Genomic DNA, 13,965 nt, shown 5'->3' with positions numbered 1-13,965 from the left:
TCATGTGAAATTATCAAACCTCATCAGAATCATAACGGATCGTTCTAATGCTGAACGCGACTTGGCTCGAAACCTTCACCACACTCTGCGAGATGGGCCACTTCACCCGCACGGCGGAACGGCTGAACATGACCCAGCCCGGTGTCTCCCAACATCTGCGCAAGCTTGAGGACCAACTCGGCCAGCCCCTGATCGTCCGGCAAGGCAAAAAGTTCGTGCTCACCCCAGCAGGTGAAGCGCTGTTTGAAACCGGCCTTGCCCGCCGCCGCGAAGAAAACGACCTCCGCGAGCGGATCGCCACCGACCTTCCGGATCACGGCACGGTGCATATCGCCTGTTCCGGCAGTTTCGCCATGCTGCTCCACCCGCTTTTAATCGACTGGATGCAGAGCGCCCCCGCCCTCACCGTCCACCTCGAAGCCGCCCCGCAGCCGACGATCCGGACGGGCTTGCTCGACGGGCGCTTTGACCTAGGCGTGCTGAGTGAGGAGCCATCCCATGCCCGCCTTGAAGCGCGCCATTTGGGAGAAGAGGAACTTTGCCTCGTCCTGCCGGTTGAGGCCCCGGAGCGGATCACAAGCTTCGCTGCGCTCAATGCGCGGGGGTTCATCGCCCATCCGGACGGCTTTGCCTATGCCGACGATCTGCTGCAGGCGAACTTCCCCGGCGACTATCCGGGCGCAGACCGGTTGAAGCTGCGGGGATATATAAACCAGATCGGCCAAATTCCCGCTGCCGTGGCCCGAGGGGTTGGCTATACGTTGCTGCCGCGCAGTGGGGTGGAGACCTTTGCCGCAAAGGATCTGCTTCGTCAGGTCACCCTGCCGCAAAGACGCTGGCATGGGCTGTGGTTGGCACAGCGACGGGGCAGACCGTTGGCTGCCAGACTGGAACGCGCCGCAAAACTGATTGCTGAAGCCGCAGAACGTATTCGGACCGGCTGAACATAGCCGATATTGTGGAAAGCCAAACTACGAACACTACATATACCTCAAGCGAGAGGGATACCTAGCGTCAGACATTGAAAATGTTCCCTTTCTGTTCTATATATCGAAGACAGCAGCAAAGGAATGACAAATGTCTTTTCAGCCTCAGTTTCCCGGTATCTTTGACCCTGAAAAGGGCGCACGCCCTGCGCGCGGTAGCGATAGCGCCCAGCCCCGGCAGGCGGACCGCCGTATGCCCGCCACCGAAAAGCAAATGGCCTATGCCCGCAGCCTCGCGCGCAAGTCCGGTGATGATCTGCCCAAAGGCATCGAACATGATCGCGCAGCGCTGTCTTCTTGGATCGAGGCGCATAAACCGCGCGTGATCGACGGGCCATTTGCGGCCTACCCGTCCGCCAAACAGGTCGCCTTTGCCGAGCGGATTGCGCGGCTGAAGCGTCGCGACGTGCCGCAGGAGTGCTTTCGCGACAAAACCCTGATGTCCCGCTGGATCGATGGCAACAAACCGTGACCCGCTAAGTTTACGCAGGGTCAGTCATGGAAAGGTCATACTAGCCCGCTAGGTTTAGGGCATGGCTTACCCGACCTCGACAGCGGAAACTCTGGCAGACGGCACCGTTCATGTGCTGGGGCTGAGCTTTGCGATCCCGGCGAGCATCCTGCTGGTGATGCATGTTGCGGGGCAAGAAGGTACAATGACCGCAGCGGCGATTTATGCCGCCTGCGTTATCGCTTCTTTCACGGCCTCAGCAGTCTATCACCTGCTGCCCTTCGAGCGCAGCCGCGCCTTCCTTGGCCGTCTTGATCATGCGGCGATCTACTTCAAAATTGCAGGCACCTATACACCGCTGGTCATGGTGATCGGCTCGGGCTTTGCCTATGGCATCTTGGGCGTGGTCTGGGCGCTCGCAATGATTGGCGCGGTGGCAAAGCTGTGGTTCTGGCGCACAGATGCGCGCGGCTCACTGGCGCTTTACCTCGGTATGGGCTGGCTGTCGGTCCTGCTGATCTATCCGATGTGGCACAATCTGCCCGGCGCGGCGCTGGCCCTGGTGGCTGCGGGCGGGCTGATCTATTCGGCAGGCACAGTGGTCTATGCCCACCCCGGCATGCGCTATCAGAATGCGATCTGGCATGTTTTCGTGCTTATTGCGACGGCCTGCTTCTTTGCCGCCATTGCCCTGAGCCTTTAAGCGCCGACCTCATCGAGATAGGCACGCACGCAGGTCTGCACATGGCGGAAACGATCGCCGCCCAAGTGTTTCCCGCCATACCAGCGCGTCACGACAATCAGGTGATCCTCCAGCCCTTCCCGCTCCAACATGCGGACAATGACCATTCCTGCACCGGATTCGCCGTCGTCGCCCTTGAGCGGCCCGCCGTCTGACAACAACACCGCCCAAGTGTTATGCGTGGCCTTGGCATAGGCCTTATCGCGTTTGAGTGATTTGAGAGCGGCATCGACTTCGGTCCGGCTGCCCGCAGGACAGCCCGACACCGCATATTTCGACCCGCGGTCGTTCAGCACCTGTCCCAGTTTGCGCAAACCGTCAGAGCCCCGCTGCCGTGCGCCGCACCGTGTCGAGCCGTGCCGTATTGGGCGGGTGGGTTCCCAGAAAGCGGTCGCCCGGATCAGGAATGCGGGTAAAGAACTCCGCCCCGCGCAGCGGGTCATAGCCCGCCCGCGCGGTGATAATGGTACCAAGTGCGTCAGCTTCCAGTTCAAAATCTTTGGAATAGCGCCGCGCGCCCACCTCCGCGCCAAGCTCCTGCGCGGTGCGCACCGCATTGGCATCGCCACCGCTCAATGTTGCGATGCCAGCAAAGATTACCGCCCCCGCCATGGCATTTTGTTGCTGACGCCCGATATGTCCGGCGATGTGATGCGCGGCCTCATGGCCGAGCACGAAAGCCAGTTCGTCATCATTGCGCGCATCCGCGATCAGCCCGAGCGTAAAGGCCACGATGGGGCGGCCATTCTCATCCAAGGTCTGAAAGGCATTCGCAGGTTGGCCGGGTCTGTCATCCACGACGATTCTGAAGTCACAGTTCACCCCGGTGGTTCGGGCGCGGCATTCACGCTCTGCCACAGGCTCAATCGTCTGGACCACCTGCACAAAGCTCCGCGCCGCCGCATCCGCATTGCGCAGCGGAGAATTGGTTGTGCCAGAGGGGATCGGACCCGTTTGCACCGGCACCACTTCGCAGGCCGAGAGCAGGACAGCGGCGCCCAAAACGCCAAGGATATTCTTCACTCTCACGACGGATCCTTCACTCAGGTTTGCGACCTTTGGTGTATCATGCCGCCCCGCCGCTGCCACCCCCGTTCACGCGGCTTTGACGGCGGCCTTGCGCTTATCCGCACAAAGCCTAATGTGCCCTCATGTTTACCATCGAGCACGAATTCGACGCCACCGTCATCACCCTGATCGACGAATCCGACGCCCCCCTGCGCGAGGACGTCACCGTCTCTGCCTTTGCCGGGCAGATCACGATTGAGCAGTGGGATCCCCGCACGGATCGTGTGGCCAAGATCACCCTGTCGCCTGCGCAATTAAGCGATCTAACGGCGGCGCTGAACCTGCCCGAAGGCATCTACCGAAGCAACTCTTAAGGACCCGCGACATGGCCACCGGCACCGACATCAAGACCTATTTTAACGGCACGTGGCACGACGGCGATCTGCCGACGATTAAGGCCGCCGACCACGGTGCGTGGCTCGGCACGACCGTCTTTGACGGCGCGCGTCTTTTCGATGGGCTGGCCCCCGATCTGGAAGCGCATTGCGCGCGGATCAACCGCTCGGCCAAGGCGCTGATGATCACCCCCACGGTTGAGACTGACGCCATGGTCGAGGCTGTGCGCGAAGGGTTGAAGAGCTATGGCCGTGATCAGGCGGTCTATATCCGGCCGATGTATTGGGCGCTGGCGGGGGACGAGTTGGGCATCGTCCCGCTAAAAGGCGCCACCGGCTTTGCGATCAGCCTTGAGGCCATCCCAATGGCCCCGCCCGAGGCTGCGACCACCCTCACCCGCACCCGCTTCCGCCGCCCGGTGCTGGAAGACAATGTGGTCAACGCCAAGGCAGGCTGCCTTTACCCCAACAACGCCCGCATGATGGTCGAGGCGCGGTCCAAAGGGTTCGGCAACGCGCTGGTCGCCGATGCCATGGGCAATGTCGCCGAAAGCGCCAGCGCCAATGTCTTTATGGTCAAGGATGGCGAGGTCTTTACCCCCATCCCGAACGGCACCTTCCTTGCCGGGATCACCCGCGCGCGGCACATGTCGAACATGCGCGAGGCGGGTATGAAGGTGCATGAGAAGGTTCTGACCTTTGACGATTTCCATGCGGCGGACGAAGTCTTTCTGTCCGGCAATATGATGAAAGTCACCCCGGTCAGCGCCTTTGACGACACGCAATATGGCACTGGCCCGAACCAGAACCCGATCACGCGCCAAGTGCGCGAAATGTATTGGGACTGGGCTGCCAGCCAGCGCGGGTAACCGGCGGCGGCGCGGGCAAAAACAATTGCCAGCGCCGCGCCCCCGCGCCATGATCGCAGCGCCCCCTAAAGCGGTGCAAAGAGAGGTTTGATGCGGAAATTCCTAGTGGTGCTGGACGATAGTACCGAATGCCTCAACGCGATGCGTTTTGCAGCCCTACGCGCAGCCCGTACCGGCGGCGGTGTCGCCGTGCTGTCGGTGATCCCGCCCGAAGAGTTCAATCACTGGATCGGCGTCGGGGATCTGATGCGCGAAGAAGCGCGTGAGCGGATCGAAGTGCACTTTGAAGTCTTCGCGAAATGGATGCGCGATAAGCAGGGCGTCGACCCCGAGTTGGTGATCCGTGAGGGCGAGCCGACCGAAGAGATCATTCAGCAGCTTTCCGACGATCCCAGCATTGGCGTGCTGGTCCTCGGCGCCAGCGGTGACCGCAAGCAAGGCCCCGGCCCGCTGGTCACCCAACTTACCCGCGCGGCCGGGTCGCTGCCGGTGCCGATTACCATCGTGCCGGGCGACCTTAGCAAAGAACAGCTCGAAGCGATTACCTGACCGCCCTACCCCCAAGCCGGACGCAGATCGTCCACCCGCTCTGGCATGGCTGCACTGGTTGTCAACGCGTGAACCTGCGGTCCATAGAGCGTACCCACAGGCCCGCGCCCAAGCCCCGGCAGAGCCCGCGCGATGCCGTTCAGCGCCCGCATCCCCATCATGCGCAGCCCCCAAGGACCGGGGTAGAAACTTTCAGCCGGGGTGCCGTTGGCAAAGACGATCTCGTGCCGCTCCAGCATGATATGCACATAGGTGACCTCCCGAACCCCCTGCGCCACACGAATGCCTCCACCCGCGATCCGGGCGGCGCGACCTGCCCGCAAGAGCGACGCGCCCGCCCCGGGTAAGTCCACCGCCAGCGCGTGCTGCGACGACAGACGCAAGGCGCGCGCATTGCCCAGCGCACCGGGAGCGATGTGGATCGGGCGCAACGCCGGCGCGGCCGCAAGGGCCGCCGCACCGAGATGCCGTTGGCCGGCCCAGATCACCGGTTGCACCCCGTTGTCCCGGGTTTGTACTAGATCGCCCTCCTGCAGGTTCTCGACCGGCACTTCGCCGTCTGGAGTACGGATCATCGTGCCCGCGGTAAAACAAGGTACACCGGCAGCCTGTATCTGCGCGGTGGTGGACATCTGGGCGGGCGAGACCCCCTGCATCACGACCGTCTCTCCCTCAGGGAAAGTCAGCAAGGCATTGCCAAAGCCGTCATCGCTGACCACCACATCCCAGACACGCACCGGGTTGCCCTCCAGCGTGCGCAGTTCAGAGACATCCAACTGGTCGTTGTAATACCCATCACGATCTTGGTCACCGGTGTCGAAATCCGTGACGGTATTGCTGCTGGTCGCGCCAAGGAGGTAGGTGTCATCGCCCGCCCCGCCTGTCATGGTGTTATCGCCGCTGCCGCCGCTTAGCGTATCGCGGCCTTCACCCCCCACAAGCGAGTCGTCGCCAGCCTCCCCGGCAAGCAGGTCATCCCCCGCGCCGCCCTGTATCGTGTCCTGGTCCGCGCCGCCATAGAGGCTGTCGTTGCCCTCGCCACCGCTGATGGAATCGTCGCCCCCCTCGCCGTGAATCGTATCCGCACCCGCATCGCCATAGAGACTGTCGTTGCCTTCGCTGCCGATGATCCGGTCGTCGCCGCCTCCGCCGTGGATCGTATCGGTACCACCCCCGCCAGAGAGCACGTCGTTGCCAAGCCCGCCCGAGATGGAATCATTTCCTTCCCCGCCGTAGACCGTGTCATCACCGTCACCGCCATCAATCGTATCGTCGCCGCCCTCAGCGCTGATCCAGTCGTTGTCGGCTCCACCGGAAATCTGATCATTCCCGTCGCCGCTAAGGATCGTGTCGTTCCCCGCGCCCCCGTCCAGGGTGTCGCCTGAGGTGTCGCTGCGGCCAGAGGCGCTTTCGTCTATCCAGTCTGCCCCGTCCCCACCGCGCACGACATTGGCGCCGCTGCCGTAATAGATCGTGTCGTTGCCCGTGCCACCATCGAGCGTGTCGTTGCCCGCACCGCCGTCAATGGTGTCGTCCCCCGCTCCACCCGAGACGCTGTCAGCCTCGGCCCCGGCGCGAATGTCGTCATTATAGGCACCGCCCTCATAGCTATTGGCGGCATCCGGATCATCGGTCGGCCCAACAAGATCGCGGTAGGCAGGCGCGTTGCTGCTGTCGACTTGATTTGGACCGGAGTAGGTATAGGCCACCCCCGGCGTAATCGGTCCATCCGCGACCCATCCGGTATGCACCCCCCCGCTTTCCACTTGATAGAGCGTGACGGTATTGCCGTTACCGTCATCCAGCGTCCAACTGCCTTCGAGATATGTTTGCCCTTGGCCAACCAGATTGCCGTTTGCGTCGTATTGGTATCCATATTGCGTGGCATCATTGCCAATCTCGTCATTGGTACTGTCGCCGTTATACGCCGTTTCATCGTCTTCGATGTCATAGCGCATCGCGTCTGTACTGGCGTCGAAATCGGGGTTTAGACGCAGATGACCCGTCGGGGTAATCTGAAAGGCGTCGGTGTTATAGCTTCCTACAGAATAAATTGGCATTGCCTGCTCCCTCGGATGGTCCGAGTAGCCTTGTCCCGCAAAGCCGCGAAGAAAGCGTTAAACCGACAGTTTGAGATAAACCCCGAACCCGCCAGCCCGACAGCCTGCAGCAGGCGTCTCATCGTCGGAAACTGTTTAGAATCGTTCCAAACCTTGACTTGCCGCAACACGAAGCGCATATCAGACGCACGCCGAAAGCGAGGTAAATCCCATGTTCATCCAGACCGAATCCACTCCGAACCCCGCAACGCTCAAGTTCCTGCCGGGTCAGACCGTGTTGGAGATGGGCACCGCCGATTTCCCCACCCCCGAAGCGGGCGCAACTTCGCCGCTGGCGCAGCGTCTCTTTGCTGTTGAAGGTGTGACCGGCGTGTTCTTCGGCACCGACTTTGTGACCGTGACCAAGGCCGACACCGTTGAATGGGACCATGTGAAGCCTGCCCTGCTGGGCGCAATCATGGAGCATTTCCAGTCCGGTGAGGCCGTTATGGCCTCCGACCACCAGCCCGGCTCGGGCCATGCCGCCCATGACGGCGAAGACGGTGAGATTGTGGGCCAAATCAAGGAATTGCTCGACAGCCGCGTACGCCCCGCAGTGGCCCAAGACGGTGGCGACATCACCTTCCACGGCTTTGAGCGTGGCGTCGTCTATCTGCACATGCAGGGCGCCTGCGCGGGCTGCCCCTCTTCGACACTGACGTTGAAAATGGGCATCGAGAACCTGCTGCGCCACTATATCCCCGAAGTGACCGAGGTGCGCCCGGTTGCCTGACCAAGCGCCCCAAGCGCCGCTGGTTCTGGCCTTCGACACGTCGGCCGCGCATTGCGCGGCCGCTTTGCTGTCCGGTGACCGGGTTCTGGTCAGCCGGGTTGAGCCGATGACCAAAGGACAGGCCGAACGCATTCTGGTGCTCTGCGAAGAACTGCTGGAAGAGGCTGGCGTCACCTATGGCGATCTCACGGCCCTTGGCGTTGGCATTGGTCCTGGTAATTTCACCGGTATCCGCATTGCCGTCTCCGCCGCGCGGGGTCTCGCGCTTGGCCTTGGCATTCCAGCAGTCGGTGTGGACGCATTCGACGCACTGCGCGAAGGCCATGACGGCCCTTGCGCCTGCGCCGTGGATGCGCGTCGGGATCAGGTATTTCTGCAAGGTTTCGACAACCCCCCCATCGCTGAGCCTGCGCTTTACGATGCCAACGATCTGCCCGCATTCGATGGCCCGCTGATCGGCGCGGGCGGCCAGCCCTCTGCCCTCCCCGTGGCCGAAGCAATCGCCCGCATCGCCGCCAAACGTTTTGCCGCCAATCCAGCCCGCCCGGCCCCGCTCTACCTGCGCCCGGCAGACGCTGCACCCGCGCGCGATGCCGCCCCGGTGCTTTTGCCGTGACACCGGCAGAACTGGCCGCGCTGCATGCTGCCGCCTTTACGCGCGACCGGCCGTGGAGCGCGGAGGAATTTGCGAGCCTGCTCGACAGCCCTTTCGTCGCTCTAACGACCCGCCCGGGCGGTTTCGCCCTCACCCGTACCATCGTCGACGAATCCGAGCTTTTGACCCTTGCCGTCGATCCCGCCCGACAACGACGCGGAATCGGACGCGCCTTGGTTCATGACTGGATCACCGCCCTGCCCCCGGAAACAACAAGCGCCTTTCTCGAAGTCGCAGCCGACAACACACCGGCCCGCGCGCTTTATGCCTCCCTAGGCTTTGCCGAAGTCGCCACGCGCCGCGCCTATTACGCGCGCAGCACTGGCCCGGCGGTCGATGCCTGCATCCTGCGCCGCACCTTGACCCATGGTCACTCTGGCAATTAGCAAGCGCCCAACGCAAAAAGCGGTTGACCCCACCCCCTGCCTGCACCCTAAATTGCACCTGATCAATTGATCCAATCAACGCCAGGACGGCAGGCTTGTCCCAACCGTCCGGCACCACACCACGGGAGACACTACATGACCCTCATGACGAAATTCCTCGGCGCTGCCGCTGGCCTCGCGCTCACGTCGGGCGCTGCACTGGCCGAACCGGCGCTGATCTTTGACCTTGGCGGCAAGTTCGACAAAAGCTTCAACGAAGCGGCCTTTAACGGCGCGACCCGCTGGGCCGAAGAGACCGGCGGCAAGTTTGCCGAGATCGAAATGCAGTCCGAAGCACAGCGCGAGCAGGCCCTGCGCCGCTTTGCCGAATCCGGTGCCAACCCGATCATCACCATGGGTTTCGCCATGGCCGATCCGCTCTCCACAGTCGCCCCTGACTACCCCGACACCAAATTCGCCGTGGTTGACGTGAACTGGCTCGACCTGCCCAACGTGCGTCAGGTGAGCTTTGCCGAGCACGAAGGCTCCTACCTCGTTGGCGTCATGGCCGCGATGGCGTCCGAATCCGGCACCGTCGGCTTTGTCGGCGGCATGGACGTGCCTCTGATCCGCCACTTCGGCTGCGGCTATGCCCAAGGCGTCATGGCCACCAACCCCGACGCCAAGATCGTCGCCAACATGACCGGCACCACACCTGCCGCTTGGAACGACCCGGTGAAAGGCTCCGAGATCACCAAAGCACAGATCAACCAAGGCGCTGATGTGGTTTATGCCGCAGCAGGCGGCACCGGCGTTGGTGTGCTGCAAACCGCTGCCGACGAAGGCATCCTGTCGATCGGCGTGGACAGCAACCAGAACCACCTGCACCCGGGCAAGGTCCTGACCTCCATGCTCAAGCGCGTTGACGTCGCCGTTTATGAAGCGATGAAAGCCGGTGAAGACCTCGAAGTTGGCGAAGTTGTCACCCTTGGTCTGGCCGAAGAAGGTGTCGGCGTCGCCATGGACGAGCACAACGCCGATCTGGTCACCGAAGAGATGAAGAAGGCCGTTGAAGAAGCGCGCCAGAAGATCATCGACGGCGAGATCAAGGTTGTCTCCTACTACGAGAATGACAGCTGCCCGGCGCTGGACTTCTGAACATAGGTTAACCTAAACTTACCCTCTGGGCCGCGTCGTTTCATCGGCGCGGCCTTTTCCGAACCCACGACCGCCGACCCCGGACAGAGATGTGCCAATTCAAGCTAATGGGCCACAACGGCCACAGGACTTTTTGACATGACCGATACCGCTCCCGCGATCGAACTCAAGGGCATCTCCAAGGCCTTCGGCCCGGTGCAGGCCAACAAAGACATCTCGATCCGCGTCATGCCCGGCACGATCCACGGGATCATCGGCGAAAACGGCGCGGGCAAATCGACCCTGATGTCGATCCTCTATGGCTTTTACAAAGCCGACGCCGGTGAGATTTTCATCAGTGGCAAGAAAACCGACATTCCCGACAGCCAAGCCGCCATCGCGGCGGGCATCGGCATGGTGTTCCAGCACTTCAAGCTGGTCGAGAACTTCACCGTGCTGGAAAACATCATTCTGGGCGCCGAAGATGGCCGCCTGCTCAAGCCGTCCCTGTCCAAGGCCCGCAAGACGCTTGTCAGCTTGGCCGAGGACTACGGCCTTAACGTCGACCCCGATGCGTTGATCCAAGACATCGGCGTCGGCATGCAGCAGCGTGTGGAAATCCTCAAGGCGCTCTACCGTCAGGCCGATATCCTCATCTTGGACGAGCCCACAGGCGTGCTGACCCCCGCCGAGGCCGACCAGTTGTTCCGCATCCTCGGGCGTCTGCGCTCCGAGGGCAAAACCATTATCCTGATCACCCACAAGCTGCGCGAGATCATGGAGATCACCGACACCGTGTCGGTCATGCGCCGCGGCCAGATGACCGCCACCGTGAAAACCGCCGAGACCTCGCCGCCCGAATTGGCCGAGCTGATGGTCGGCCGTAAGGTCTTGCTGCGCGTCAATAAAAAGCCCGCGACGCCGGGCGAGGTCATTTTGGATGTCAAAGGATTGCGGGTTGTCGACAGCAAAGGCGTGGAACGTCTGCGCGGCATTGATCTGCAAGTCCGCGCTGGTGAAGTGCTGGGCCTTGCGGGTGTGGCGGGCAACGGCCAATCCGAACTGCTCGAAGTGCTGGGCGGCTATGCTGATGGCACCGGCAGCGTGACCCTGAACGGCACCCCGCTTGACCTCTCTGGCAAGAAATCCGACGGCCAATCGCGCCGTGCGCGGGGCGTGGCCCATGTGCCCGAAGACCGCCAGCGCGAAGGTCTGATCATGGATTTTCAGGCGTGGGAGAATAACGTCTTCGGCTACCACCACGACGACCGCTTCAACAGCGGCATGTTGATGGATCACGCCGCGATCCGCGCCGATGCCGAAGACAAGATGGCGCGTTTCGACGTGCGCCCGCCCGACCCGACGCTGGCGGCCAAAAATTTCTCGGGCGGTAACCAACAGAAAATCGTTCTGGCCCGCGAGATCGAACGTAACCCGGACCTGCTGCTCATCGGCCAGCCCACCCGCGGGGTCGACATCGGCGCGATTGAGTTCATTCACGAGCAGATCATCGCCCTGCGCGACCAAGGCAAGGCGATCCTGCTGGTTTCGGTCGAGCTTGAAGAAATCCTCGCCCTCTCGGACCGCATCGCGGTGATGTTCGACGGGCAGATCATGGGCGAACGCGCCGCAGATCAGACCGACGAGAAGGAATTGGGGCTGCTTATGGCAGGCATCACCGACACCGAAAACGAACATAGCGTGGCCGAGGTTGAGGCCAATCTCGCCCGCGTTGGCGGCGACGCCAGCAAGGAGGTCTGAGATGGACGTGATGCCAAAATGGGCCGAGGTGATCCTCGTGCCGCTGATCTCGCTGCTGCTGGCGGCGATCCTCTCGGCACTGGTGATCCTCGCCATCGGCGAAGACCCCATTGCCGCCGTGAACCTCATGGTCAAAGGCGCGCTCGGCTCGACCTATGGCTGGGGCTACACGCTTTATTACGCCACCAACTTCATCTTCACCGGCCTCGCCGTCGCCGTGGCCTTCCACGCGCGGCTCTTTAACATCGGCGGCGAAGGTCAGGCGATGTTGGGCGGTCTGGGTGTGGCCTTGGCAGCGCTCTATATCCCTTGGCCGCATTGGACACTGGCGCTGATCGGCGCGGGCACCATGGCAGCGCTCTTTGGCGCAGTCTGGGCGGCGATCCCGGGCTGGCTACAGGCCAAACGCGGCAGCCACGTCGTGATCACCACGATCATGTTCAACTTTATCGCCGCCGCGCTGCTGAACTACGTGCTCGTCAATGTCATGCGCCCGCCGGGCAGCATGGACCCTGCAAGTGCACGCTTCCCCGAAGCCGTACACCTCCCTACCCTGCATGAACTTCTCGCCCCCCTTGGCATCGCCTTCTCCAAATCCGCCCCTGCAAACGTTTCGCTGCTCGTGGCCGTGGCGGCCTGCGTGGTGATCTGGATGCTGATCTGGCGCACCCGTTTAGGCTATGAGATCCGCGCCTATGGCCATTCCCAGCCCGCCGCCAAATATGCGGGCATCTCGCCCGTGCGCATCACCATGGTCACGATGATCATCTCCGGCGCGCTTGCGGGCCTGATGGCGATCAACAACGTCATGGGCGAAAGCGAACGTCTGGTGCTGAACGCCACCGAAGGCGCGGGCTTTATCGGCATCGCCGTGGCACTGATGGGCCGCTCACACCCCGTTGGCGTCTTCTTTGCCGCCCTCCTCTTCGGCTTCCTCTACCAAGGCGGCGCAGAACTGGCGCTCTGGACCTCGATCCCCCGCGAGTTGATCGTCGTGATCCAAGCCTTGGTGATCCTCTTCACAGGCGCGCTCGACAACATGGTGCGGATGCCGCTGGAACGGCTTTTCTTGATGTTCCGCCGCCCCGGCCCGCCGTCGCCCACGCCTGAGACCGAGCCCAAACCCGGCCCCCGCAGCGCCCAGTCGGAGAGCGCGGAATGAGCCCCTATACCCCCCTGAGAAAGCGGGTCTGACCTATGGACTACATCACGCTCATCCAACTGCTCGACAGCACCGTGCGCCTCGCCACGCCGCTGCTTCTGGCCTGCCTTGCCGGTCTGTTTTCCGAACGCGCCGGGGTCTTTGACATCGGGCTCGAAGGCAAGATGCTGGCCGCGGCCTTCTTCTCAGCGGCGCTGGCGTCGATCACCGGGTCGGTCTGGCTTGGCCTCGCGGCGGGCATCGGCGCGTCTATGGTGCTCAGCGCTGTCCACGGCCTCGCCTCCATCACCTTCCGCGGCAACCAGTTGATCTCCGGCGTGGCGATCAACTTCCTCGCCGCAGGCATGACCGTTCTGATCGCCCAAGACTGGTTCGCCCAAGGCGGCCGCACCCCGTCGCTCTTTGGCGGTGCGCGGTTCGAGCCGATCACCCTGCCCTTCGCCAAAACCGTCGAAGACGTCCCCTTCCTCGGCCCGCTCTACGAAGAGCTGATCTCCGGCCATTCGATCTTGGTCTATGCCGCCTTCCTCGCCGTGCCGCTGACATGGTGGATCCTGTTCCGCACCCGTTTCGGCCTGCGCCTGCGTGCCGTGGGTGAGAACCCCGCCGCCGTGGACACCGCTGGTGTCTCGGTCGTCGGGCTGCGCTACGCGGCTGTCGGCATCGCCGGGCTGCTCTGCGGCGTCGCGGGGGCTTACCTCAGCACCGCGCTGCAAGCGGGCTTTGTCAAAGACATGTCCGCAGGCCGGGGCTTCATCGCCCTCGCCGCCCTGATCTTCGCCAAATGGCGCCCGTGGTACGCTCTCTGGGCCACGCTGCTCTTCGGCCTTTTCGGTGCGCTGGAAACCCGGCCTGACGTCATCCAATCGGTCATTGGCATCAAGGTCCAGGGCCAGCTCTTGGGTGCTCTGCCCTATCTGATGACCGTGGTGATCCTCGCGGGCTTCGTGGGCAAGGCGATCCCGCCCCGCGCGGGCGGCGAGCCCTATGTAAAAGAGCGCTAACCCCTTCCGGCCCTTGCACATAAGGGCCGGTTCGGCGCACCCTATTCTG

16 protein-coding genes are annotated in these 13,965 nt (G+C 62.6%); 13 read left to right on the top strand and 3 right to left on the bottom strand.

Annotation, left to right across the window (positions count from 1 at the left end; all coding sequences use genetic code 11):
• Positions 1 to 47: 47 nt before the first annotated feature.
• From BLS57_RS13955 to trhA, 3 genes are all read left to right on the top strand, one after another.
• Positions 48 to 944 (top strand): LysR family transcriptional regulator, encoded by an 897-nt coding sequence (locus tag BLS57_RS13955; protein ID WP_093743333.1) that lies wholly within the window; start codon positions 48 to 50, stop codon positions 942 to 944.
• Positions 945 to 1,077: 133 nt separating this feature from the next.
• A complete protein-coding gene (locus tag BLS57_RS13950) occupies positions 1,078 to 1,458 on the top strand; it encodes a hypothetical protein (RefSeq protein ID WP_093743332.1) in 381 nt (126 codons plus the stop codon).
• 61 nt (positions 1,459 to 1,519) lie between these two features.
• The gene (trhA, locus tag BLS57_RS13945) at positions 1,520 to 2,140 is read left to right on the top strand and encodes a PAQR family membrane homeostasis protein TrhA (protein WP_093743331.1); all 621 of its coding nucleotides are present in this window, start codon (positions 1,520 to 1,522) and stop codon (positions 2,138 to 2,140) included.
• On the opposite strand, the gene BLS57_RS13940 is transcribed toward trhA, so the two are convergent.
• On the bottom strand, positions 2,137 to 2,493 hold the full coding sequence (locus BLS57_RS13940) for a YigZ family protein (protein WP_093743330.1): 357 nt from the start codon (positions 2,491 to 2,493) through the stop codon (positions 2,137 to 2,139). The genes trhA and BLS57_RS13940 overlap by 4 nt on opposite strands.
• A 4-nt stretch (positions 2,494 to 2,497) precedes the next feature.
• Entirely contained in the window at positions 2,498 to 3,208 is a 711-nt protein-coding gene (locus BLS57_RS13935; RefSeq protein ID WP_425274351.1) for a M48 family metallopeptidase, read from the bottom strand.
• 122 nt (positions 3,209 to 3,330) lie between these two features.
• On the opposite strand from BLS57_RS13935, the gene BLS57_RS13930 reads away from it, so the two are divergent.
• The 3 genes from BLS57_RS13930 to BLS57_RS13920 all read left to right on the top strand — a co-directional run bounded on the left by BLS57_RS13930 (position 3,331) and on the right by BLS57_RS13920 (position 5,000).
• Positions 3,331 to 3,561, top strand: coding sequence for a hypothetical protein (locus tag BLS57_RS13930; protein WP_093743328.1), 231 nt, complete (start codon positions 3,331 to 3,333; stop codon positions 3,559 to 3,561).
• Positions 3,562 to 3,572: 11 nt separating this feature from the next.
• Positions 3,573 to 4,451, top strand: a complete 879-nt coding sequence (locus BLS57_RS13925) for a branched-chain amino acid aminotransferase (protein WP_093743327.1) — start codon at positions 3,573 to 3,575, stop codon at positions 4,449 to 4,451.
• Positions 4,452 to 4,541: 90 nt separating this feature from the next.
• Positions 4,542 to 5,000, top strand: a complete 459-nt coding sequence (locus BLS57_RS13920) for a universal stress protein (RefSeq protein WP_093743326.1) — start codon at positions 4,542 to 4,544, stop codon at positions 4,998 to 5,000.
• Positions 5,001 to 5,005: 5 nt separating this feature from the next.
• Here the strand turns inward: BLS57_RS13920 and BLS57_RS13915 are convergent, their stop codons facing one another.
• On the bottom strand, positions 5,006 to 7,060 hold the full coding sequence (locus BLS57_RS13915; protein ID WP_093743325.1) for a Hint domain-containing protein: 2,055 nt from the start codon (positions 7,058 to 7,060) through the stop codon (positions 5,006 to 5,008).
• A 211-nt stretch (positions 7,061 to 7,271) separates the two neighbouring features.
• Between BLS57_RS13915 and BLS57_RS13910 the strand changes: the two genes are divergently transcribed.
• The 7 genes from BLS57_RS13910 to BLS57_RS13880 all read left to right on the top strand — a co-directional run bounded on the left by BLS57_RS13910 (position 7,272) and on the right by BLS57_RS13880 (position 13,916).
• A complete protein-coding gene (locus tag BLS57_RS13910) occupies positions 7,272 to 7,832 on the top strand; it encodes a NifU family protein (protein ID WP_093743324.1) in 561 nt (186 codons plus the stop codon).
• Positions 7,825 to 8,448, top strand: coding sequence for a tRNA (adenosine(37)-N6)-threonylcarbamoyltransferase complex dimerization subunit type 1 TsaB (tsaB, locus tag BLS57_RS13905; RefSeq protein ID WP_093743323.1), 624 nt, complete (start codon positions 7,825 to 7,827; stop codon positions 8,446 to 8,448). The genes BLS57_RS13910 and tsaB overlap by 8 nt, the downstream gene beginning before the upstream one ends.
• Entirely contained in the window at positions 8,445 to 8,873 is a 429-nt protein-coding gene (locus BLS57_RS13900; protein ID WP_093743322.1) for a GNAT family N-acetyltransferase, read from the top strand. The genes tsaB and BLS57_RS13900 overlap by 4 nt, the downstream gene beginning before the upstream one ends.
• A 135-nt stretch (positions 8,874 to 9,008) precedes the next feature.
• Positions 9,009 to 10,010: a BMP family lipoprotein gene (locus BLS57_RS13895; protein ID WP_093743321.1), complete on the top strand. Its 1,002-nt coding sequence runs from the start codon at positions 9,009 to 9,011 to the stop codon at positions 10,008 to 10,010.
• Positions 10,011 to 10,148: 138 nt separating this feature from the next.
• A complete protein-coding gene (locus BLS57_RS13890) occupies positions 10,149 to 11,750 on the top strand; it encodes an ABC transporter ATP-binding protein (RefSeq protein WP_093743320.1) in 1,602 nt (533 codons plus the stop codon).
• Position 11,751: 1 nt separating this feature from the next.
• Complete coding sequence (locus BLS57_RS13885) at positions 11,752 to 12,912, top strand: ABC transporter permease (protein WP_093743319.1); 1,161 nt, start codon at positions 11,752 to 11,754, stop codon at positions 12,910 to 12,912.
• 35 nt (positions 12,913 to 12,947) lie between these two features.
• Positions 12,948 to 13,916 (top strand): ABC transporter permease, encoded by a 969-nt coding sequence (locus BLS57_RS13880; protein ID WP_093743318.1) that lies wholly within the window; start codon positions 12,948 to 12,950, stop codon positions 13,914 to 13,916.
• Positions 13,917 to 13,965: the final 49 nt, after the last annotated feature.

This window comes from Sulfitobacter delicatus (assembly GCF_900102535.1).
In the GTDB taxonomy this organism is placed as follows: domain Bacteria; phylum Pseudomonadota; class Alphaproteobacteria; order Rhodobacterales; family Rhodobacteraceae; genus Sulfitobacter; species Sulfitobacter delicatus.
This window is presented reverse-complemented; position numbering and strand designations above follow the sequence as displayed.